Genomic DNA, 21448 nt, shown 5'->3' with positions numbered 1-21448 from the left:
GCTAAGCCTTCCTAGCAGTCAACTTATGCGTTCCCATGATATGGCGGATACATTGACGCAGTGAATGGCTTTAGTCGCGCGGCTCGATGGGTGAGCAAGACATTGGCGCGGTGGTTGGGTTGGTTCTGGAAGTCAAAGGCTGAGAAGGCGGGCATCTGGGTGGAAAAGAACGGCGCATCACTCGCACCGACACGAAATACGATCTGGCTGCCGACGTTCCCAATTATGGCGTCGCGCACATCGGTATCTATCTGCGATAAGTGTTGATGCGCCAAAATCAGACCAAGACCGTACTTGCGAGCCTCAGACAGCATGCCGGCGAACGTCTTGGTGGTAAAGTTGTGAAACTCATCCACGTAGAGGAAAAATGGCCTGCGAGCGACTTCTGGTACGCCGTTACGCGTGAACGCCGCTTGCAGTATGCTAGAGGTGATAAGACCGCCCATTACGTTAGATACGTCCGCACCAAGCCGACCCTTGGCTAAGTTCACTATCAGTATCTGTCCCTGATCCATGATGGACCGAAAGCTGAGAGGTTTTTGCGGTTCACATAGAGCATTTCGTACGGCCGGATGTGCCAGAAACGCACCCAGCTTATTGGCAATCGGTGAGACTCCGTCCGCGCTGGTCTGATAGTTCAACGCTGGAAATTCATGCTTCCAAAAGAACCGTACCTGCGGATCGGTGAGCGCTTCGGTGACCTGTCTACGGTATCCCTTGAAAACAAAAAGGCGCATGAGGTCGCGTAAGTCGGCCTGTGGTTGCTCTAATAGTGCCAATATCGCGTGACGTAGCAAATGCTCCATGCGCGCGCCCCAGGCGTCTGGCCATTGTTTTTTGAGCGTCTCGATCAGGCCGGAAGCTACTAATGGACGGTATTGCTCACTGACGCGTTTGAGTGGGTTGTATCCAAGTCGGCAGGCGGGGTCTGCAACCTCCCAATATAGGTGGGGCGACTTGATGTGCTCGTGCAGGCTATCGGCGAGATCGCCGTGCGGATCAATCAGGCAAAAACCGTTTCCTAACCGACCATCTTGCCAGGCCAGGTTCTGCAACAGCGTTGTCTTGCCAGTGCCCGTCTGGCCGATGGCGTAGGTGTGGAGCAGGCGGTCATGAAAGGCAATGCCAAACGCCGCCGGTTCTAGATAGCGACGGAATGCCAGGCCGATGATAGGAGTGCGCATAATCTAAGTATTGTCGATCTAGCGGTTCCAACTAGCAGCCAAGACATTCGGCATAATTTGAGCGTATTTTTTGACTGCTATGTATCACACGTGAGCACCGGCAAAATACTCCCAGACCGGTCTTCCATCGCCTTCAGCGGAGCGTGCGGGAATTCCTCCTGCTCGCTCCATGCTGAAGGAGATAAACCATGGGAATACTGCAAGAAAACGTAGCTGGCGATATCGGCTCTGTACCGCGTTGCAAGCTTTGTGGATCAGAACGGGTGGTACAAGAGGCTTGGACCTGCTGGAATTTAGAAACCGGATTGTGGGAGCTCGAAACCACCCACGACCAGGCGTTCTGCCGTAGATGTGAGAACCAGACAGAGTTGGTTTGGTCCCGTCCCGAGCAACCGCCAAATAACCGCATCCGTGAACTGAATGATCAGTTTCGAACCACAGGCCAAGGTCAAGGGTCAATCATGCTCACCGCAGGCATTCAGACAAAAGGCGGCGAGTTCGCCGTTGCCGCGGTTAAGGCCGTGCGAGAGTTCGACGAGTTCTCAGGTGATAATGACCCGTGGGGAGAGCACGACTTTGGCGCAATCGATCTAGACGGCGAGAAGGTTTTCTTTAAGCTCGATTACTACGATCCCACAATGCAGCAAGGCTCCGAGAACCCTGCCAACGAGGGCTGCACGCATCGCGTTCTCACGATCATGTTGGCATCTGAGTACTAGATTATGCCGCTCCAGCAGGGGCGGCTTTTACGTTGCGACATCATAGCAGCTAGTAAATCGAAACAAAGGGCTCAGCGTTGGGAACTAGGCCCTTCGGAGGAATTTGAAGACTTTGAAAAGTTGACAAAATGACGAGTAGCCTAAAAACTCTCCGAAAGCCGAATTTATACTGTGTATTGATGGAAACCACTTTATGCGGATCGTTACTTGCATTGCGATTGGATTATCTTGCTTTCTGACCACTTTCCTCGGGCAAAGAGCTGAGGCCTACACCGAGGCTCTTCGAGAACTGCATTCGGAAGGACGATTAGTTCTTCGGGAATCGGACTACGAATTCATCAACAGGTCGTTGCCGCCCAGCTTTAGCTTGGTGCTTGGATATCAGACGGACAGGAATACGGGCTGGCTTCACATCAATATTCAGGGGCTCCCACAACCGGAATTGGTAAATGTCTACATTTTGCCGAAGGAAGACCTTGTACGACTTGGGCTCAATGATGACTCAGTGTGTAAGGCGATAAAGCAAGACGAGATTAGGTATATATTTTGTGATCTTGCTGCCCTCAGGTTTGCCACAAATGAAATGGTTGAATTATTGGGTGGCAGCGTCGAACCCACGTTCTTTTCTCGTTTGGTGCTCGGTCACGAAATGGCGCATCATTTTTATGACCATTCCACCCTGGACCCGAGGTTTTCAACAGATGCGGCGACGGTTCGGGAGTGGGAACGTGAAGCAGACAACGAAGCCGCAATAATGTTGGCAGAACCAGCGTTCAGAGAAGCATTTTTGGAAGCCGTTTTTTCGAGTGCAAAGCCTCCAACGGACCGCAATTTTCTGAACCGCGCGTGGGAGTTTCTTAACCAAAACCGGGCGCAGCACGACAACCTCTCACATCGTTTCGAAAGCATAGCAGCACGTAGTGTCCAAGTTTTTGGTAGCGAAAATGGCTTTTTGGGCCTGGTACCAGAAGTTCCTGAGATCGATCCAACCGATTGTGGCGCACCCTGCTCACAGTCATTTGCTCCGGCAAGCTTGCAGTCCGTAGCGTTTGCTTGGTTTCGCTCCTCTTGGGAAGAGCGCAGGAACCTCGCACAACATGTTATTGCGCGTCGAGATCAAATCGATGGTTCCCCAGAAGAGGCATGGGACCTCTATTTGATGGAATGCCAAGCTCAGTTACTGTTGGGAAACCCATCAAGTTGCGCTGTTGAGCCTGTAGCAGTGATGCAGGCAATGAGAGACATCGCTCCGCTAGAGCACTTTTTCTGGGTAGCGCTTGCCCAAACGATTTTATTGGACCCCAATGACGAGGGATTTGAATGGGCGACACAGTTCATCAACGGAGCGGGGGCAGAGATAGACCAACGGCTTTGGTTTGCATGGTACGGAGATCGCGATTGGTCTCAAACTCCTGGACATCCAATCTACAGTTACTTGGCTTTCTTAGGTGGCGAGGGTATGTTTGTCGATTGTGGCGCGGACTACATGGGGCTACATGAAGAACCTTCTTTCAACTGCGTTGAGTTCGCAGAACAAGTTCGTTGGAACATGCAGCAATGGTCAATATCCGGGATTCACTCACTTAACGTTGCAATGTCTGAGGACCTCAGCATACCTTTTGCACAAGAAAAAGTACTGAAAATTGCGAGCGTTTCGCTAACAAGTGAGTTTGAAGGGACCGTTGTTCCCGCTTGGTTTGCACTATTGCGCGATTTGTCAGCGCGTGATGATATTGCAGATCGCTTCAATACCGATCTGACGCTTGGATTTCTGTATGGGGAGCTGCAAGTTATAGAGCCTGTTCGTAAACATCTGGAATCGGTCGCGCAAAGTTCAGAATTAGAAAACCTGTCATCAGATTTACGCATTCAAATGTTGTTCGAAATATTGTTCGAATGCGAGCGAGACTATGATACTGAATGTGCCTCACCTATCGCCGAGCAAATTCTCGATTTGGTCGATGAATTTGCGGCCAACGACGATAGTTTCGATGTAGAATGGGTTAGCAATCGACGGCAAATAGCCGAGTTCAAGTTGGCCCGTATACACATATTACGAAACGAGGCAGACAAAGCAGTTGAAATTCTTCAGCGGCAAATCGGAGAGACCTCTGACGCTAGGTCGCTAATCGGCATCTGGGAAACCCTGGCCGAAGCGCATATTCAACTTTGTGATGGCCCCAACGCTTCGGCAGCCATGGTGGAAGCTGAAAAAGCCATTGAGAACTATGGAGTGGCGCGCACCGACAGCGAACGACTAAACACCCTAAGTTACAAAAATTCAGCTGCTTTCCTGCTCGGAGATAAAGCCGAAGTGCGAAAGTTGATAAACGAAATCGATCAAATCTCGGTAAGAAATTTTGCTTTCACCTATAGCGGAGCTGAAGTGAGGGTTGCAAAGTGCGGTGACTTCGAGCCGTTAAGTAGCATGTTGGCATGGGCAGAGAACTAGGAAATACGATGACTTTATTACTACAGTTATTTGCATGCATTTTGATGGTTGGAGCAATCATTTTTTCCTTTGATTTCCTTCCAGCGTACGGCGCGAACTTTGACAGTTCGGGTGCTTCAATTTTGGATGGGATTATTTGGATTGCAGTTCCACTTTTTTGTGGGATCGTACTTGGACAAGCGTTTAGATATGTATGGACGCGAAAGACCTCTCGGATACCCTTCTCGCACATTGTGAAATCATTTCGAAACTCTCGTGACACCTATCTCTCAATATTTGTTTCTCCGCTTGTGTTTTTTGCTATCTTTCAAACTGCTGATGGTGGAGTGGAAACAATGCAGACGGTCGCCTTGAGCTTTCAGAATGGTTTTTTCGTCAATCACTTGATTGCAACAGTGGTCACTAAGAAGCCCGGTGATTTAAGTTGATATCTAGTCCAAGCCCTTGCCAAGTGTTCGAATCTGTCCCGCACTGAAATAATTATTTTTCAGTCGCGTATACTAGACAGTCAGCCTCGGCTAGTTCAGCCGCTCTCCGGGGCTTAGAAGCATCAGTCGCGAGATGTTGCTGAGCCCTGTTCTTTTGCATGGAAAAGACGAACACGCAGTTGCGAGCGTTCGCTGGTGGCCGGACCCGTTAGGGGTCCGGTTCCGCGCACCCGCACTTCGCGATACGTTTGCCCTCTCTATCGCGATCCCGCCGAACCTATAATGTCAGATCATAACTTGCCTGCTAGAGACAGGCACCTTGGCGACATAGACTGAGTATCCTCGTGCACGAGGAATTAATCAGTAAGTACAAAGTATGAGTTCTCAATTTGCCCTCGACTTGCGCTTGGCACGCAAGAAAGCGGGCTACACCCAATATGATCTAGCACATTTGCTAGATACCCATCAGCCAGTGGTTTCACAGCTAGAACACGGCAATCGCCGCCCTAGCCTCACCGAAATCATTGATCTGTCGCTCCTCTATGGCCGGTCTTTTGAAAGCCTCTTCGATGAGATGATGACCGAGCGGAAGAAGCACTTATCGGTAAGACTCACAACGCTTCCAGAACCTGGCCGGAAGGCAATGGGCACCTTTAACCGCCGCAGTTCGTTAGCGCGTATGAAGCGCCGATTAAGCGAGAGCCAAGCTCATGGCAGCGCTTAGGGTTCTATCGGTGGCAGTATCGTCTGGTCGTGTTGGTTATGTGTTCCTTGAAGGCACGCAGTTGCTCGATTGGGCGGTAACGACGACCGTCTCAGGCAATGCCACTGATCTCGTTGCCTTCGTCCAAAAACTGATCAACACGCTCAAGCCTGGTGTGGTCGTGACCGAGAAGTGCGACAAGGATTGCCGCAAAGGCAGTCGCTCTCGCCAGCTCATTGCCTCCATCGCGGAGTTGGCTAGCCACAACTATGTTCTTGATGTCGAGGTACCCCGACCGCGCGTCTTCCAATCGAAGTATGAGGAAGCCAAAAACGCTGTGGCGCGACATCCCGACTTAATCGGATACCTGCCTCAGAAAAAGCGCCGCATCTTTGAAACGGAGCCGCGCAACATGATTGTCTTTGACGCCTTAGCGTTGGCCGAGGAGGTGATCGACGGCCCGCCGGATAGGCTGGCTGCCGCCATGGGATAAGCAACGTCTCCATCAGGCGTTGTATCCTCAGAGAAAGCCGCCCGTTCTAACCGGGCGGCTTTTTGGTTGACATAAAACCGGCCACGCGGGCAGCCTTCGATTATATTAGAAGGGAGAAATTTTAATGCGTTCATATGAAGCCGCGCGAGGCCTATTTAGTTTTTTGAGTATTTGCAGCTGGGTTGTGATTGTTGTCGGCGGGATCGTCGCGTTTGGTGGATTGTCGGCGGGATCAAGCTTGGGGAGGAATGCGGGTGCGATGCAGGCAATACTCGCGGCTGCTCCCGGTATCATTATTTCCATGATAGGCTTCTACGGCCTTGCTCTAGTGCAGATGGGACGGGCAGGCGTTGATAGCGCCGAGTATAGCCAGCAATCGCTTCAGGTCGCCCGTGACCAATTGGAAGTCTCAAGACAAGCGCTGCAACAAGGCAAGAGTTTGGCCGCCTCATACACAGGTATGAGCCCTAAACCAGTGCCCAGCGAAACACCCGCAAGCGACGGTATGGAAACTGCGACCTATAAAGGGCGTGATCACTCTAGTGCCTCACTGGAAAACGCGGCGCCAACTGCCGTGCTTCCAGCAGTTGGCGAAGGTCACAGTACCACCGACACCGCCGCAATTCCGCAGATAGTGCACAAAAACGGCGTGTATATGGTCGGCGATCAAATGTTCCAAAGAGAGCACACAGCAAAAGCGTACTTGCAAGAGTTGACCCAAAAGATGGCGGGCCAAGAGTGACCTTCATGACCCCCATACGCACCCCCACCCCCTGTGTGGGTAAAGTATGGGTACCAGCGCGACACTTGGATGAACATAGCGGAGTATTTTGGGAAAAGTTGTTCCCTGACTTCATCTGCTTTTCGCAGATGAAGTTCGCTCGCGCGAAAAATGCTCCCACCAGCGCCCTTGAACCGCCCACCCGTCCATATACGGAAGCTGTGACGTGCGGGTGAGCCTCAAACATAAAACTGTCACTCGTGGTCTTTTGTTTAAGAAAACACTCTATCAAGTGGCTTGTACGGTTCTCTTCACTCATGAAGAAATCCAGGTTTTGCGACTACGCAAACTGTTGGCAACCAAGCTGCTTGATCGACGACCTGCCACCGCCAAAGTCGACGACCGGGACGCGAAATTTGAGCTGGTAATCAACGATCTCATCAACGGCAAAACCGACCGGTTTCTCGCTGCCAACCCAGCGCACGCCAAGCGTTATGAGGAGGCGTTGCTCGATGCCTTGCAACAGCTCAAACTATATATCAGTGACAACGCTGAGCTGGCTGATGACTTCGTAGTGGAATTTTAATGGGTCGTGAGTTTGGTGAACTTTTTGGCAGCTTAGTCGGCGCTGCCTTGATCTGCATTGGCCTGGTGATTTTGGCGATCGTAGTCACCCCACTTTTCTTAATTGGCATCGGCGCTTATGTCGGCGTGCGATTGTGGCTCGAGAGCCCCACGCGGCTCGAGAATCTCGCAAAAGCCGAAACTATGCAACTCTACCGGCATGCCATATTAGGGCAGGTCAGGCTGAGCGACGCAGAGCTTGAAGCTGCGCTCGCGGAGCACTGGCCAAGCGCTACCCCAGAAGCGCTACGCATCCAGTTGCTCGAAATTGGTCGTGCCTTATACGAGGCAGAAGGTCTCTCGCCCGATATTCCACCACCGCCAGAGCTCTGCAACACGGTTGAAGGCGGACGCTATCGCGATCTTCTAGCGCGCCAAGGGCAAGCTAGAAATGACCGAAAAATGCTTTTGTCTGCCCTGGCGGTGATCAGTCAATCACTTGCGCCCATTGCGCGAGCAGCTCCGCCGATGGAGGGAGATGTTCTCGTGTCGGTCGAGCAATTCCTGACACCTCATGGGCCGACCATTGATGAAGTTATCAGCCCGTTATTTCAGGACACCGGATACAACCACTTTAAAGCGCTACGGGATCAGCTGGATCGCAACTTGCGCCAGACCCACCGCACCAACCCGATATACCCGAACGACTATACCGGTGATGATGCGGTTGCCACCTACCTCAAAGGCACCTTGCTGGCTGATCTCTTCGCCTTAAAGACGCCTTTTGCCATTCCCGCTAAGCTACGCTTTGAGCATATGCACGTGGTGGCAGGCAGCGGCCACGGCAAGACGCAAACCTTGCAGCATCTGATCGCAGATGACCTGCCGGACATCGCCAGCCACCAGAAGTCAGTGGTGGTGATAGATAGCCAGGGTGACCTCATCCGCACGATCTTGGCGGCAAAACACCTGCCGCCCGAACAGATCGTGTTGATCGATCCCGAGGACATTGCCTTTCCGGTTTGTCTCAACCTCTTCTCTGTGGGGATGGAGCGCTTTGGTGACTATTCCGCCCTCGAGCAAGAGCGGCTCACCAACTCAATTATTGAGCTCTATGACTTTGTTCTCGGCTCACTCTTGTCCGCCGGGATGACCGCCAAACAAAGCGTGGTGTTCCGCTATGTCACCCGGCTGATGTTCCATATTCCAAATGCCACCATCCATACCTTGCAGGAGCTCCTTGAGCCCGGCGGCACCGAGCAATACCAGGCGTATATCGACAAGCTGGAGGGGACCCCGCGCCGGTTCTTCCAAACCGAATTTGACAGCAAAGAGTTCAATGCCACCAAGACGCAGGTATTGCGGCGGCTGTATGGTGTGCTCGAGAACCAGACGTTTGAGCGGATGTTTTCCAACCCGCGATCTAAATTCGATATGTTCACTGAACTGAATGCCGGGAAACTCATTCTCATCAATACCAGCAAGTCTCTGCTCAAAGAGCAAGGGACCGAAATCTTTGGGCGGTTCTTCATCGCGCTCATCACCCAGGCAGCCCAGGAACGCGCCACCATTCCTGATTGGGAGCGGCTGCCCGTCCACGTCTATATCGACGAGGCGCAAGACTACTTCGACGCCAATATCGGCATAATCCTGAGCCAAGCACGCAAGTATCGGGTGGGCCTCACCATGGCGCACCAATTCCTAGGACAGCTATCTGCTGGCCTGCCCGACGCGATGGAAGCCAATACCTCGATTAAATTAGCCGGTGGCGTCTCCGCTAAAGATGCCCGCGCCTTGGCGAGCCAAATGCACGCCGACGCCGCCATGATCCAAGGCCAACCAAAAGGCACCTTCGCCACCTTCCTGCGTGGATCGACCCAAAAAGCGGTTCCGATTGCCTTCCCGTTTGGCGTCCTGGAGCGGATGCCGAAAATCACAAAAGACGAACGTGAAGCGATCGTGCAACACAGCCGAAAATGCTATGCCGAACCATGGCGGCCCACTGCTGCTCATAGCGAACCAGACGCAGAGAAACCGGAGGTGACGCCGCCAAAAAACGATGGTGACGACCCAATCGCTCCTTCGCCTGAGCTCTAAAACCAGCGATGGTGCGGCTATGACCCACACCAAAGCCACTGTTTCTCCTAATCTCTGTCCCACCGCTCGAGAACTGCGTTGGTTTGCGCAGATTGACCGTCACGGTCCCCAGAGCAGTGAATTTCTTTATGAGGCAACGCGCGATACGCATCGCTGCAAAGACACAGCACTTCGTCGCCTGCAGGCGCTGCGAGAGGCCGGGTATCTGCGTCTGCCACAGCAGCAAGAAGACATCGCCAAGGCCGACTTCAATCCGTATGCCTATGACCTGGGGCCGCGAGGCTTTGAGTGTCTCTCATACCACCAAACACTTGAGCGGAGCACGCGCCCGACCGGACATTGGTGGCATGGGTTTTGGGTGTCGAGTGTCTCAAGTGCGATTGCAATAAACGTCGCCAAGGCTGGCCTTGAATACATCGAAGCGGCGCGCATCCTCGCGATTAAAGATGTACCTGTGGGTATCCGGCTCAAGCGCGGTACTGTCGTCCCCGATCAGCTCTTTGCGATCAAATATGCAGATGGGTACCGAGCTTTTGCACTTGAGGTGGATCGCGGCACTGAACCAGTCCGGTCACCGGCGGCTAGGAAGTCGCTCAAGCGATCAGTCTCGCAGTACCAAGAGGTACTAGATCAGAAATTGCATCATCAGCACTACGGCCTTAAGAGCCCACTCTTTGTCCTGTCCGTCTTTATGAGCAAGGCGCGCGAGCGTCAGTTTAGCGAACTGGTCGGAAACAACACTGCACGGTTTCGAACAATGGTGTTTGCTGGCGGATTTCCAAGGTGGCAAGACGTTTGTGCTGCGTCGCGCTTGGTCGCGTTCTAAGTCGATGGAAGTTCGAAAGTCAAAAGTTAAACAACATTAACTTGCCAATAGCTATTCGTAGCTGCCGATAGCGAGCCTAAAGACTGAGCGACGCGCCAAAAAAGCGATTTCTTGCAGTAGTGAAGGAATTGTTCGGTAGCCGAGCGTACGCTTGACATACGAACGCTCGACGTCACCACTGAGGAGCAGCAGGGCCGACGGAGGTACCAGGACAGCGGAGATACCTAGCTCGCCGATGAGACAGTTATTTGTGTCTACACCTCCGGATAAAAATCCAACCCTCTGTAAACCCTTATACAAGCATACTTAGAACGTCAAAGGACCTTACCAGATTACCCTTGTGACAAAGGCTAGAAGCAGCTGCTAGCCCGCTCCTAGCCCTGCTCGGGTGAGTGTACTTAAGCCATGCTTTCGTTCTATGAACGAATGGGACGATACTGGTTTGTAACAGAAGAGCCGTTGCAGGTGTAGCAACCGCCGCCCCTACCCCTCGTACTTCTGCCCTACTATCTTCGCGCAAGCGATATACGCCTGCACCGCCTCGATAAACGCATCATCAGCGGTGCGCCCAGGTTTAGGGTTCAGCACCATGTCTGGGAACGTTTTGCCGTCGCTAAAGTGCTTCCGTACCGCCCAAATCCGCACGTGGTCACTGCTGGTGCCACAAGTGTTGATCGCATCATGAGTGAAGACCCAAAGGTCTTGGCTGATCGTGCGGTCATGCAGGATCGGATATTGCGGCATGGTGTTGGCCCAGGCAGCCGGTGTGCTGGCCACCTGGGTAACGGCTGGTTTTTCGTCAACCCTTGTTTCCGTCGTGGTCTGGCAGGCTGCCAGAGCAAGGACGCTGAGACTTAGTATTGCTCGCATCATGCGCGCACCCGTCGCAGCAGCCCTAAGCCGCCCATACCGGCGAAGAGCAGCCAGCCAGCTGCAGCCAATGGCACAGTCGCCGGGTTGGGTGTGAGCGCAGCTCTGAGGTCGTCTGTGTACTCAGGTTCAAAGGCAGCGAAAGCCCAGTTGATGGCAGCGGCACCGAGTGCATCACGGATGTAGTACGTGCGCTTTGACATCGGTGGCGTCCCAAAGCCGTTGCTAGTGAAGGTGATAGGATTGCCACCAATGACGATCGTGCGGGTGATATCAGTCCAGCCGAACACGGCTGGATTGGAAGTGCCTTGCAGCTTCGCGCCGGGCTGATCTTCTACCCGTACATTAAACAGAAATGTATCCGACGGATTATCGACATCGAACCGCACGACTTCAAAACCGTCGATCTTCTCCAGCGAAAAATCGACCGTCGCACCAGACAGGTTGGTTGGCAAAATAAGAGCGGCAGCCAGTGCTACCGCAGACAGAAACATACTCTTCACGTTCAGGTTCCCCTGTTGGAGCGTGCCTCTATCCCCAGCTGAGCCTGATACAAAATTGGCAATTTTGTACAATGTCTTCGTTAGCAATGTCTTAGGTAGGTTTTTAACCAGTTTGAGACGCCTTAAAATGAAGTCGCGTCGCCTATATCCCATTGGCAGATAACGATAAAATCGTTGCTGATACAAAATTGCCAATACTGTATCAATCAAAATGTAGGTGGTGTGGCACTCCGCATGCCCATGACACATCAAGCTAGAAGCGATATGCGCTTGTATAACGAGCGCAATGAACGCCTCTATCTCAACCAAAGTGAGGTGAAGCGCTTTATGAGGGTTGCTCGAAAGCGCCCCCCGCCCGAGCGCCTGTTTGCCCTGACACTTGCCCATACCGGGCTGCGTATCTCGGAAGCGCTGTCTCTGACGACCGAGAGTTTTCAGCTTGAAGAGCGGGTGCTGTCGGTGCGTACGCTTAAGCGCCGCAAGTTCGTGATGCGTGAAGTGCCGCTACCAGAAACTTTCATTCCTGAATGTGCGCCCTTTGTACAAGGCGGAAGCGGTTTGCTGTGGGAAGAAGAAGGCAAACCTATCGCCCGCATCACCGCCTATCGTTGGATCAAGGGCGTCATGAGTGAGGCTGGGATCACGGGGGCTAAAGCCTGCCCCAAGGGCCTGCGCCACGCCTTCGGTGTGCGGGCTGTTCTGGCGTCCATCCCGCTTCACATGATCCAACTTTGGATGGGCCACGCGTCCATGAAAACGACGGCGATCTACGCAACCGTGCTCGGGAAAGAGCAGTTGGAGTTGGCGGATCGGATGTGGTGAGTGAGTACGTTTGCAGGTTTTCTACCTGACAAGTTTTGGAGCTGCTACAAACAATCGAAGACCTCGAGCCAAAGCCTTTTCTGGTCAGTAATGCAAACTTTGAGGCTGATAGGTTTCATTATGTTAAACCCCGGCCTTACGGGAGCCGCTTATGGGAGGGGACGAACAGATAGCAAGAACGCCAAACAGACCTTTTGGGAAGATATGGCTTTAGTGTGTTATTTGGCTTTGGACTTAGGCTTGAAAGCGAGGGCCACCTGCAGCAGTTGATCCACAGCGGAGAAGAGAGCAGTCGCTTCTTCAACTTTTGCAATCACACTTTCCAGTTTTAGCAAATCCGTTTCCACGATGCCGATGTTGGTGCGAACCACTGCTGCCGCGTTAGTGTAGTCAGCAGTAGCGAGATTGAAGCGAGAGGCTTCCAGTTCAATCCATTGATCGAGGAGTGCATTAGCAATGCCGTTAATCAGTTTGCGTTCGGGGAATTTCAGCCCATGCTCTGTGCTCATGGCGAGGCTTTGAAGTGTTTCGATGATGTCGTGCAGGTCATCGCGGAGGCTACGTTCGGCTTTTCTGAGTGACATGGACGGCCCTTAATCCTCTTTTTTCGTTATCTCTAAAAATTGCTTGGTCAATTGAGCATAGCGGTCAGTTAAATAGATGAATTGGGCGAGGTCTTCGCGGGTTTTCTCAGAGCGCGCGTAGGTGGTCAGGCCGTCGATGGCTTTGTCGAAACTGTCCATCACCGCCACAAAAGCGACGCGTTGTTTCGCGGCCGTTTCATCTGCGCGCAGGAAGGTGTTGAGGGCGAGAAGGGCTTTTTCGCGCTTCGCGTCAGCAGCTTTTTGGGCTTTCTCGATTACTGCGTCGGTGAGGGAACTACCTTCGTCGTCTTTAGTAGGAATGGTCGTGGCGGCGTCAACCGCATCGCCATAGGCAAAGATGAGCGCGTTTTTCTCTCTGGTTGCGAATAGTGCGCGGGATTGGGATGCAGCCGTGAAATCTTCAACTAGAAGGGCGCTGATGCGTTTGATCTGTGGGTTGATACGCGTAACAGCAGCATCGAGGATTTCAGTGCGTTTTGGGTTAAGCCAAGTGTCCTCGCTGAGCCGCGACGCGATTTGGGTCAGGGGGCCAGAGCCATCGGTACCGACGAGCTGTTGGATCGTGCCGGGGTCTGCCTGAGCCTGGGAGTCTTCTAGTGTTTCGACCAGGCCTGCAACCGAGGTGCCAAGGCTTTGGATTGCGGCGCGCCAGCGCGTTGGAACATCATCTGAGGCGACACTTGAGAGTAAAGCGCTATATTCGGCCATGACCTCGAAGGCCTCGCGGCGGGCTTGAAGAGCTTCTTCGCTGAAACGTCCTTCTTCAATGAGCTTGGCCGCAGCGACAGCACAATCTGCGGGTCCCGCGCCTGCTTCGGCGCGAAGGCGGACAGCGACCACGTCGCATGGATTTGCAGCGGTTTTCAGGTCAGCAAGAATACGGTCTTGGTCCTCTGCGCGAACAGAGAGGATACTTTCTGTCGCAGCTGTTGAAACGACCGTGGTTGCATCTTGGAAATCCGTGATAGCCCTCTGATAAAGGTCAAAATCAGCTGTAGGGGCACATCCAGTGAGGAAAAAAACTGCAACAAAATAGTGTCGCATGGTGCGGTATCCTTAAAATAACTTCACGTAAACCTGTGAGATACACCGCGAGTAAGTCAATTATTTTATGAGTCCGCCACAGAAACGATAGAGCCCGCGCCCGGCATCTACCACCAATGGGTGAGCATAATTCTTGGTTTTTGCACGCCATATGTGATCCGCACCGAAATTGTACACACCCTATCCTGTTGATTTTATTGACGTGAACATATGGTGCGCAGGGCATGATCTATACACCACGCGGTCCAAAGCTGCCCTTAGGGTAGAACACATATAATGACCGGTGCCAGCCCGGAGCAGACCTTTGTTTGGCCTCGCCAGACCAACCCTTTGCAGCAGGGCGGGCGGAAAGCTGTCGTTCGCTGCGTATTGCAGTGCCCGCACTACGTAGGGCAAAAGCGGCCGTTCCGACCCTTCAGGCTGGCATTCACAATCCAAGCCGAAGTATCGTTTTGTGGTAAGACCGACCTATCCCCCCAACATTAGGGAAAAATCCGCACAGTGTATTCGTGGCGAAGGTCGACATTAGGATTGGAGTAAGAGAATTGGTTAACTTTAGAAAAGGGAGCAAAGACGAGTTTGATAAACTCCCGGCCGACACCAATTTCATAGAGCGCGTCGACATCATCCAACGGCATTTGGCAGAGGTTTTCGGCTCAAAGAATCTGTCTTTTCTCATTGGCTCAGGATGCTCCTCATTTATGCAAGGTGAAGAAGAGTTGGGTATACCGACCATGGGACCGCTTGCGCAGGAGTTCCAAAGCACTCTGCAAACGCCAGCCGGTTTGCCACCTGCTGTCAGCTACGTTTCAAATGCGCAACAGGAGACACTCCTCGAGAAACTCGGCATCGACCTGACTCACCAAGATTTCCATTGGAACTTAGAACGACTGATGGAAGTACTGATGACCGCACAACAGTTCTGCAGAACGAGTAACAAAGTCGATGTGAAAGACGCAATCGATACTGTTGACGGAGTAATTGCTGGAATAAAGAAATTCATTCTCCAAAAATGTACTGAAGGCCGTTTCGCACAAGGCGACGAAAGCGTAGTGTCTCTTTACCGCCGCTTCTATCAGTCACTCTCAACTCGATCTCGCGGGCTTGCGCCACCTTGGGTGTTCACCACCAATTACGACCTTTTCAACGAACGGGCGATGGATCGATCCGGTATTCCCTACTCTAACGGGTTCGCCGGCACTGTAGAGCGCCGTTTCAACCCTGCTACCTACCGGCGGGCACTGGCCGAACAGCTCGATATCTCATCGAAGAGGTGGGCTGCAGTCGATGGCTATGTCCATCTCTGTAAACTGCATGGCTCCATCAATTGGACCGAAGAAGAGACCGGCCTCTATCCGATCCGTGAGTCAGCCGGCAAACTCGATCCAACGCAGGATCGCGTCATGATCTATCCAACGCCTTCCAAACAAACGGCGAGCTTTGGTTCGCCCTACTCAGACATGTTCCGAGAGTTTCAGAGGCAGATCGTTCAAGATCAAAGCGTCTTGTTTGTTATGGGTTTCAGCTTTGGTGACGAACACATCAACAACATCATATTTCAGGGGCTCACACTCCCTAGCTTCAGGCTCATCGCATTTCTCAATCCTGACGATGCGAATAATCCAGTGACAAAGGAGCTAGCGGCACTCGGTGATCCTCGAATCTGGTTCATATGGGGCACTGACGAAGGGAACCAGAAAAAGGCACACTACTTCGATACCATCGTGCAAGATTTGATGCCGCTCAGCGTTGATCAAAAGGAAGATCAGGCCATCGAAAAAGTGTTCAAGCGGCTGCTTTCAAAACAACAAGGCGTTGAAGATGGCGAAGAGTGATAAAAGCCGCGCCATCGGCAAGATCGTCAGCGTGTCTGCCGACCGTTTGGTTGTCGAACTGCACAGAGGCAGTGACAACTTCACAGTGGTTGGGTTCGATGACGTTCACTACGTCGCGACCCTCGGTTCATACTTAATTGTGCCTATGCAATCTGAGAGTATCGTACTTGAAGTCATAGGCCTTCGTGAGAAAGACCATTCTCCATCTCTCGGCGGTGGAGCTGAGATGGATAAGGCGACGGCAGCAAAATATCTTGATGTTATTCCGGTAGGCTCGATGCCTGTCCAAGGTGGCTCATTCAAATTTGGTGTATCCACTTTTCCACCACTTTATGCCGATGCGCTCTATGCACGCGACGAGGACTTGGACCGAATATTCAATGTAGAGCAAGTACCTGATGGCGCTACGAAGGTTGATGCTGACGGAATAGAGAAGCTAGGAACAATCCCACATACAATTGAGATTGGCACTTCTGCGATCTTCAAGAACTATCCTGTCAAAGCACAGCTCGACGCCCTTTTTGGTGGGCACGTTGCAGTTCTTGGAAACACAGGAAGCGGGAAGTCCTGCACTGTTGCATCAATTATCCAGTCTGTCTTTGAGCGCGTGAATGAGTTTTGGGCTATAGGCGCTTCGTTTGTAATTTTCGACGTCAACGGCGAGTATCGTCAAGCTTTTGAAGATATGCCCTGGCAAATCGATGCCAGCTACTTCAAAGCAACCAGTTCGGACGCTGAAGCAGAAGGACTTGAGGAGGGCTTCATCGGTGCCGGTTTAGTCGACCGCTTTCGTCTTCCGCATTGGTTCATGACTGTTGATGAATGGGCTCTGTTGTTGCGGGCGAGCGAGCGCTCTCAGCAACCTGCTCTTCGCACCGCACTCGGCCTCACGACCTTGTTCTCTGAACAAGACGAAGGGGTCGTTGAGAGTGCAAACGGTATCGCAGAGATACGCAATCATGTATTGGCGAAAACCTTGCTGGCGATCCTCCAGAGTGATGCCAGCAGCCCAAGCAAGTCAGATCGTCTTGCCGCAATCTTGGCGTCATTTCATACTGACGAAATCAACATCGCACAAATTAGGCATCAGCTTGGTGTGAATTTCGGATCCCTTGCTGACGCGGTCGGTTTGTCCGAGTTCCTGTCTGTTTTTGTTAAGGACGAACCTGTCTTACCGACCTATGCCAACAAGCCTTTCTCATTCGAGAGGCTGCAGGCCGCACTGGATCTCGCTCTCCACTACGAGGAAGCGAACGGAAACAAACAAATTAGAGACTACTGCTCTCAGATGGTTACGCGGCTGAAATCCGTGTCGGACAACCCAGATTTTGAGTTTCTGCGCGCTTCAGTCGAAGACTTGAGTGACCACGACAGAGAACCGACTCAATTTGTTGATAGGCTTCTTGGTCTCGTTCCAGATGGCGCCAGGTACCGAAAGGATCGACAAATCTGCATCATCGATCTCAATGATGCTGCGGACGAAATTGTGGAACTTGCTTCTGCTGTAGTTGCCAGGCTGATCTTTGAGCGGATGCGCCGCGCAGACCCGCGAAACAAGATGCCGGTGCATCTGATCCTCGAAGAGGCGCATCGTTATGTTTCGGAACGTCCAAGTCGCTTCGCTATCGACGCAGGGATTACTTTTCAACGGATCGCAAAAGAGGGCCGGAAGTACGGAGCTTTCTTGGTGGTTGCATCACAGCGGCCGAGCGAGCTCTCGAAGACAGTGCTGTCACAATGCAACAATTTCATAGTTCATCGCATACAGAATCCTGATGACCTATCGCAGATCAGGCAAATGACGCCTTTCATCTCCGATACCGTCTTGAGACGACTGCCGTCCCTACCAAAACAACATGCACTGATCTTTGGCAGCGCGGTAAAGATACCGACGACATTTAGAGTTCGAGACGCCAATCCCACGCCAAACAGCGACGACACTGAGGTGAGAGACCTTTGGTATGTACCCCAAAACCCCGTCTTGCATTGGGATCGCTAGCTGAATTTAATCCATGTTCAGGCGATCTAAGTGTCATGCAGTATAGAAATTGTCTTCATCGAACGGGCATTCTTCCCGTAACATGACGGCGCCCCGCTTCACCGAGTTATCTTCTGTCCCAAATACTTCCACCGAGTGGCGACAGCGGGTGCAGGTGATGACCAGCCCTAGCACTGTCCCGTAGTCTCCGTCCAAATCCTCTTCTGAAATGTCGATGGGTACACGCATGACCTGGCTTTCTCTTAAGACGATTCACGCCGAGAAAACTGGATGACCGATCCCCCTGCAGGAGAAATGGTTTCGCGCGAAGCATCAGATTTAAGGGTCAGAGACACCACATCACCTGTCTTCTTGCTAAACCAGCCAGACGGGAGATTGACCAGGTTCTCGATGTCACCGGGGTGCATGGTGAACTCGACGGACAATAAATCCTCTTTGGTACGCGTGCCGGAATCCACGATCAAGCACAGAGCATCACGCAGCACACGCGGCTTTGGCACCGCCCATTCCTTGTCCATAGGTTCCTGCCGGTTCCAGCCTTTGGCAGAATAGGTCTTATAGAGCTGCGTTGCGTGGTCCTGAGGGATGATTTCCAGATCGACTAGGCGCTTGATTTGGGCTTTTACAGATACCCGCCAGCGTTCTTTCAGCGACAGCAGACCGGCAAGTGAATAATTCGGAATCTCCGGGACATAGGTGGTCTGAGGCATCAAAAATGCGCTGGCGAACCGGAAAGCCTGACGCTCGATCTCCTTCAGATCGTCGCGTAACGCTTCGGCGCTGACGTTCCTATGCAAAACAGCATGGCCCAGTTCATGCGCCGCATCCATCTGGCGCCGAGGTAAATTCATCTTGTCTGAAGAAAGCAATATGTGAGGCCGGTCTTCCGATTTCGACCAACTGCATACTCCGTCCAGCTTTGAGGTACCAATCTCAATAGAGCCGACAACACAACCGATCTTTTCCAGCACGGCAACAACATTGGTGCAGGGGCCTTCCCCCAACTGCCAATGGGCACGCAGGTAACCCGCAATGTCTTCAATATCCTCATCCCGGAGCTGGCTGTAGCTGGCTCCGTCCAAAACGTCAGGGATATCGAGTTCCGGAAAATCCACATAGTGCTGCAAGACATCGCCAATCTCATGCAACCAGTTCACCTGGGATGCCTGATATTCGCGGTCGCGTTTCAGTGTGCTGACCAGCTTGCGGTAAAACAGCGGGCGCGGGCTGTCGAAAACAGGGCGCAAGAAGAATTCACGCCGAACGCGCAAAGCCTTGGCAAGCTCTGCCAAGGCTTCCGCTTCAGGGGCTTGTTTGCCGGTTTCCCAGCGCGATACTGAGCTGGGACTGACGCCCAACATGCGGGCCAGCTCTTTCATGCTTTGAACGCGCCGAGCTGCGCGGGCCTCAACGAGACGTTCCGGCACGAAGCCGGGTGTTCCCACACGCATTTTTCCCTCCTGTCAGTGCCGATGGCACTCTTTACGCCTTGCCGTCCTTTTCGTCATCCGTAGATGGCGATTCTGGGGGCACAAAATTCTTTATTGTGCGTTTCAGACGGACAGCACCGCTGGCAGGCGACGCAGGAGGTGTGGGAAACGGCGAGCTGGGTTCCGACACATCCCCGTCATCCGCGAGGTACTGGTCGATCCGTTCGTAAAACAGGTATTGTTCATAATCGGAGTCAATGACGCCAATGGCCATTTCTTTGATCTTGCCTGCTTGTTCGGGATCACGGGCAAAAAGAAACAGAATGCAAATGTCACCGACTTTCGGAGCGGTCCCGTCAAAGTCGAAATGTGGCGAGAGACGATAGTTCAGCGTCACGCCAGCCTTCCGAGACTTGTTCTTCACTGGCAGCTTGCTGGGTTCCGGCATTGCAGCAAGGCCAAGGATAAAGCCCTGCCCTTCATGTTCGAAACGCATGAACGGCTGAAACACCTTGAAGTCCGTACCGGGAATGATGCCACCATCGAGCAACTTACCGCCATGAAGTTCACAGACTTCCTGAAACCCTTTTTCGTTCATGAAGAAACGCGACATTCCCTCAAGACGTCGTGCACGGAGCGTATCAAGACCCGAGTGGTCCTGAACCATACGATGTGCTTTCAGCGTTTCACCACGGAGGCGGTCTTCCAGATCAATAACAAGGCCGCGATAAATGGCGACGGGAAAGCGGGTTTTCACAAAATCCCCCATAACTGCTCCGATTCTTTGGGGTTGCGTTTTTGGGGATTTTTGCACTCAGAATTGCGTTATGTCAACAGGGCAGTAGTTCGACGAGGCATATTTAGCGGATCAACCCGATGGGTACGCCGCATTTGGCCTCTTCGTGGGTGCCTTTGGAATCAAGGTCTGCTTTTGGCAACGCGGCAATGCAGCGTCTTGACGATGACGAACGGCCGGTATGGGCCGAGCGTGTTAGGCAAATCGGTACTGACCTGGCTGATGCTGCGATGCATCCGAGGTCTGCTTTGAGCCCAATTTGACCAATGCTGCGCGAGCTACCAACGGCTGCTCTTCAACTCTGCTGTGGTGAAACAGCAAATGCGCGCAAGTGCAGTAACCAAAGAATTAGCAATGCCTCGACAACGGGGAGAACCTGCAAAAAAGGACGTCGAAGAGACACTGTTATTTCCTCGGCCCGACCCGCACAGTCTTCTGTCCACGTCTGTACAAAAAGTGCGTCGAAGATGTAGTGCCCTATGTCGTAGACCAATGGTGCAATCAAAATCGCAGCTACAAGAGTGACGAACAAATTCCACACAGATTTGCGCACTCGAAGATCGAAAATATCTTTGCCACCAAGCCTTTTCCTCGTTGAAACGAAGGTGAGTAGGCCGGAAAGAAGAAGAGCGAAGATAGCGTATGGTAGTGCCAGTCGGTAGGCTTGCATTAGCGGAATACCTAAGCTGTCGCACTGCCAGTGTGGCGCGAACCATTGTGGCGCAATGAAAATGTCAGCAACGCTGGCAGGGATCGTCAGCCACACAAGGAAAGCACCACGAAGCCAGTAGAAAATTGGTGTGTGATCAGAGGTCCGCCACCGTTTTTTTGAGCCAGTCGTCATGCGGCCATGATCCGGCAAAACTTGGGTAGTGCAACTGTAAAGCCGCCGTCGGTGCAACTATGGTGAAAGGCAGCAAAGTCCCGCATGACTGTCGTCTAGGCAACTAGAACCAATGTCGGCTTTGCAGACCAAAAAGCGCATAAGCCCTTATATGAAAAACAAACGATAACTTCAGAATCCAATGACTGCCTGATCGTTTTTTTGTTGAGTTCGGCACCGCAGCGGGCTTTCATTTACCGCGCCCTCGGGTCGGACGGCCAGGTTTGCAACCCCGGCCGCCCAGCTCCTTAATACAGGAGTGTCGATTTGATTTATCGCCGCGAGAGGCGCTCTTCGAGCCAGTCCAGAATCTCACGTTCAACCCAGCCCACCCGGTTCGGGCCCAGCGGTACCCGCTTAGGGAATTGGCCTGCCTTCTCAAGGCGAGCAATATGTTGGGGTGAGTACAAGACAAGCTCTTTTACCTGACGTTTTGATAGTATCTTCATCACGATATCTCCAGAATTGAAGAGC

General features: G+C 52.5%; 21 protein-coding genes. 12 read left to right on the top strand and 9 right to left on the bottom strand.

Annotation, left to right across the window (positions count from 1 at the left end):
- Positions 1–23 precede the first annotated feature (23 nt).
- Positions 24–1184 carry a type IV secretory system conjugative DNA transfer family protein gene (locus ACZ1G7_RS13120; protein WP_472659840.1) on the bottom strand — a complete coding sequence of 387 codons (1161 nt, stop codon included), beginning with the start codon at positions 1182–1184 and terminating at the stop codon, positions 24–26.
- A 188-nt stretch (positions 1185–1372) separates the two neighbouring features.
- Here ACZ1G7_RS13120 and ACZ1G7_RS13115 point away from each other — a divergent pair, with 188 nt between their 5' ends.
- From ACZ1G7_RS13115 to ACZ1G7_RS13075, 9 genes are all read left to right on the top strand, one after another.
- Positions 1373–1903 carry a DUF3768 domain-containing protein gene (locus ACZ1G7_RS13115; RefSeq protein ID WP_472659839.1) on the top strand — a complete coding sequence of 177 codons (531 nt, stop codon included), beginning with the start codon at positions 1373–1375 and terminating at the stop codon, positions 1901–1903.
- Positions 1904–2096: 193 nt separating this feature from the next.
- On the top strand, positions 2097–4355 hold the full coding sequence (locus tag ACZ1G7_RS13110; protein ID WP_472659838.1) for a hypothetical protein: 2259 nt from the start codon (positions 2097–2099) through the stop codon (positions 4353–4355).
- Positions 4340–4783 carry a hypothetical protein gene (locus ACZ1G7_RS13105; protein ID WP_472659837.1) on the top strand — a complete coding sequence of 148 codons (444 nt, stop codon included), beginning with the start codon at positions 4340–4342 and terminating at the stop codon, positions 4781–4783. Before ACZ1G7_RS13110 ends, ACZ1G7_RS13105 begins: the two co-directional genes overlap by 16 nt.
- Positions 4784–5159: 376 nt before the next feature.
- Positions 5160–5507 (top strand): helix-turn-helix transcriptional regulator, encoded by a 348-nt coding sequence (locus ACZ1G7_RS13100; RefSeq protein WP_472659836.1) that lies wholly within the window; start codon positions 5160–5162, stop codon positions 5505–5507.
- A gap of 10 nt (positions 5508–5517) precedes the next feature.
- Positions 5518–5979 (top strand): hypothetical protein, encoded by a 462-nt coding sequence (locus ACZ1G7_RS13095; protein WP_472659835.1) that lies wholly within the window; start codon positions 5518–5520, stop codon positions 5977–5979.
- 124 nt (positions 5980–6103) lie between these two features.
- Complete coding sequence (locus ACZ1G7_RS13090; RefSeq protein ID WP_472659834.1) at positions 6104–6721, top strand: hypothetical protein; 618 nt, start codon at positions 6104–6106, stop codon at positions 6719–6721.
- A 211-nt stretch (positions 6722–6932) separates the two neighbouring features.
- On the top strand, positions 6933–7286 hold the full coding sequence (locus ACZ1G7_RS13085) for a hypothetical protein (protein ID WP_472659833.1): 354 nt from the start codon (positions 6933–6935) through the stop codon (positions 7284–7286).
- Entirely contained in the window at positions 7286–9361 is a 2076-nt protein-coding gene (locus tag ACZ1G7_RS13080) for a type IV secretory system conjugative DNA transfer family protein (protein WP_472659832.1), read from the top strand. Before ACZ1G7_RS13085 ends, ACZ1G7_RS13080 begins: the two co-directional genes overlap by 1 nt.
- A 19-nt stretch (positions 9362–9380) precedes the next feature.
- Positions 9381–10187, top strand: coding sequence for a replication-relaxation family protein (locus tag ACZ1G7_RS13075; protein WP_472659831.1), 807 nt, complete (start codon positions 9381–9383; stop codon positions 10185–10187).
- Between the two features lie 483 nt (positions 10188–10670).
- Here ACZ1G7_RS13075 and ACZ1G7_RS13070 read toward each other — a convergent pair whose 3' ends face one another.
- Complete coding sequence (locus ACZ1G7_RS13070) at positions 10671–11060, bottom strand: hypothetical protein (RefSeq protein ID WP_472659830.1); 390 nt, start codon at positions 11058–11060, stop codon at positions 10671–10673.
- Positions 11057–11869 (bottom strand): VPLPA-CTERM sorting domain-containing protein, encoded by an 813-nt coding sequence (locus ACZ1G7_RS13065; protein WP_472659829.1) that lies wholly within the window; start codon positions 11867–11869, stop codon positions 11057–11059. Before ACZ1G7_RS13065 ends, ACZ1G7_RS13070 begins: the two co-directional genes overlap by 4 nt.
- Before the next feature lie 18 nt (positions 11870–11887).
- On the opposite strand from ACZ1G7_RS13065, the gene ACZ1G7_RS13060 reads away from it, so the two are divergent.
- The gene (locus ACZ1G7_RS13060) at positions 11888–12382 is read left to right on the top strand and encodes a tyrosine-type recombinase/integrase (RefSeq protein ID WP_472659828.1); all 495 of its coding nucleotides are present in this window, start codon (positions 11888–11890) and stop codon (positions 12380–12382) included.
- 218 nt (positions 12383–12600) lie between these two features.
- Here the strand turns inward: ACZ1G7_RS13060 and ACZ1G7_RS13055 are convergent, their stop codons facing one another.
- Together ACZ1G7_RS13055 and ACZ1G7_RS13050 are read right to left on the bottom strand one after the other, a co-directional pair.
- Positions 12601–12966 (bottom strand): hypothetical protein, encoded by a 366-nt coding sequence (locus ACZ1G7_RS13055; protein ID WP_472659827.1) that lies wholly within the window; start codon positions 12964–12966, stop codon positions 12601–12603.
- A 9-nt stretch (positions 12967–12975) separates the two neighbouring features.
- On the bottom strand, positions 12976–14031 hold the full coding sequence (locus tag ACZ1G7_RS13050; protein WP_472659826.1) for a hypothetical protein: 1056 nt from the start codon (positions 14029–14031) through the stop codon (positions 12976–12978).
- Between the two features lie 509 nt (positions 14032–14540).
- Between ACZ1G7_RS13050 and ACZ1G7_RS13045 the strand changes: the two genes are divergently transcribed.
- Together ACZ1G7_RS13045 and ACZ1G7_RS13040 are read left to right on the top strand one after the other, a co-directional pair.
- Positions 14541–15866, top strand: a complete 1326-nt coding sequence (locus ACZ1G7_RS13045; RefSeq protein WP_472659825.1) for an SIR2 family protein — start codon at positions 14541–14543, stop codon at positions 15864–15866.
- Positions 15853–17865, top strand: coding sequence for an ATP-binding protein (locus ACZ1G7_RS13040; protein WP_472659824.1), 2013 nt, complete (start codon positions 15853–15855; stop codon positions 17863–17865). Before ACZ1G7_RS13045 ends, ACZ1G7_RS13040 begins: the two co-directional genes overlap by 14 nt.
- A gap of 242 nt (positions 17866–18107) precedes the next feature.
- Here the strand turns inward: ACZ1G7_RS13040 and ACZ1G7_RS13035 are convergent, their stop codons facing one another.
- The 4 genes from ACZ1G7_RS13035 to ACZ1G7_RS13020 form a co-directional block, all read right to left on the bottom strand.
- Positions 18108–19244 (bottom strand): XRE family transcriptional regulator, encoded by a 1137-nt coding sequence (locus ACZ1G7_RS13035; RefSeq protein WP_472659823.1) that lies wholly within the window; start codon positions 19242–19244, stop codon positions 18108–18110.
- 103 nt (positions 19245–19347) lie between these two features.
- A complete protein-coding gene (locus ACZ1G7_RS13030) occupies positions 19348–20064 on the bottom strand; it encodes a hypothetical protein (RefSeq protein ID WP_472659822.1) in 717 nt (238 codons plus the stop codon).
- A gap of 322 nt (positions 20065–20386) precedes the next feature.
- Positions 20387–20935, bottom strand: a complete 549-nt coding sequence (locus ACZ1G7_RS13025; protein ID WP_472659821.1) for a hypothetical protein — start codon at positions 20933–20935, stop codon at positions 20387–20389.
- Between the two features lie 311 nt (positions 20936–21246).
- Positions 21247–21423, bottom strand: a complete 177-nt coding sequence (locus ACZ1G7_RS13020; protein WP_472659820.1) for a helix-turn-helix transcriptional regulator — start codon at positions 21421–21423, stop codon at positions 21247–21249.
- Positions 21424–21448 lie beyond the last annotated feature (25 nt).

The organism is Litoreibacter sp. JB4-2 (assembly GCF_055693445.1).
This window is presented reverse-complemented; position numbering and strand designations above follow the sequence as displayed.

Coding starts and splice junctions, on each gene's coding strand:
- ACZ1G7_RS13120 (WP_472659840.1), bottom strand. CDS start 1,184: ATGCGCACTCCTATCATCGGCCTGGCATTCCGTCGCTATCTAGAACCG.
- ACZ1G7_RS13115 (WP_472659839.1), top strand. CDS start 1,373: ATGGGAATACTGCAAGAAAACGTAGCTGGCGATATCGGCTCTGTACCG.
- ACZ1G7_RS13110 (WP_472659838.1), top strand. CDS start 2,097: ATGCGGATCGTTACTTGCATTGCGATTGGATTATCTTGCTTTCTGACC.
- ACZ1G7_RS13105 (WP_472659837.1), top strand. CDS start 4,340: ATGGGCAGAGAACTAGGAAATACGATGACTTTATTACTACAGTTATTT.
- ACZ1G7_RS13100 (WP_472659836.1), top strand. CDS start 5,160: ATGAGTTCTCAATTTGCCCTCGACTTGCGCTTGGCACGCAAGAAAGCG.
- ACZ1G7_RS13090 (WP_472659834.1), top strand. CDS start 6,104: ATGCGTTCATATGAAGCCGCGCGAGGCCTATTTAGTTTTTTGAGTATT.
- ACZ1G7_RS13080 (WP_472659832.1), top strand. CDS start 7,286: ATGGGTCGTGAGTTTGGTGAACTTTTTGGCAGCTTAGTCGGCGCTGCC.
- ACZ1G7_RS13075 (WP_472659831.1), top strand. CDS start 9,381: ATGACCCACACCAAAGCCACTGTTTCTCCTAATCTCTGTCCCACCGCT.
- ACZ1G7_RS13070 (WP_472659830.1), bottom strand. CDS start 11,060: ATGATGCGAGCAATACTAAGTCTCAGCGTCCTTGCTCTGGCAGCCTGC.
- ACZ1G7_RS13060 (WP_472659828.1), top strand. CDS start 11,888: ATGAGGGTTGCTCGAAAGCGCCCCCCGCCCGAGCGCCTGTTTGCCCTG.
- ACZ1G7_RS13055 (WP_472659827.1), bottom strand. CDS start 12,966: ATGTCACTCAGAAAAGCCGAACGTAGCCTCCGCGATGACCTGCACGAC.
- ACZ1G7_RS13050 (WP_472659826.1), bottom strand. CDS start 14,031: ATGCGACACTATTTTGTTGCAGTTTTTTTCCTCACTGGATGTGCCCCT.
- ACZ1G7_RS13040 (WP_472659824.1), top strand. CDS start 15,853: ATGGCGAAGAGTGATAAAAGCCGCGCCATCGGCAAGATCGTCAGCGTG.
- ACZ1G7_RS13035 (WP_472659823.1), bottom strand. CDS start 19,244: ATGAAAGAGCTGGCCCGCATGTTGGGCGTCAGTCCCAGCTCAGTATCG.
- ACZ1G7_RS13030 (WP_472659822.1), bottom strand. CDS start 20,064: ATGGGGGATTTTGTGAAAACCCGCTTTCCCGTCGCCATTTATCGCGGC.
- ACZ1G7_RS13025 (WP_472659821.1), bottom strand. CDS start 20,935: ATGACGACTGGCTCAAAAAAACGGTGGCGGACCTCTGATCACACACCA.
- ACZ1G7_RS13020 (WP_472659820.1), bottom strand. CDS start 21,423: ATGAAGATACTATCAAAACGTCAGGTAAAAGAGCTTGTCTTGTACTCA.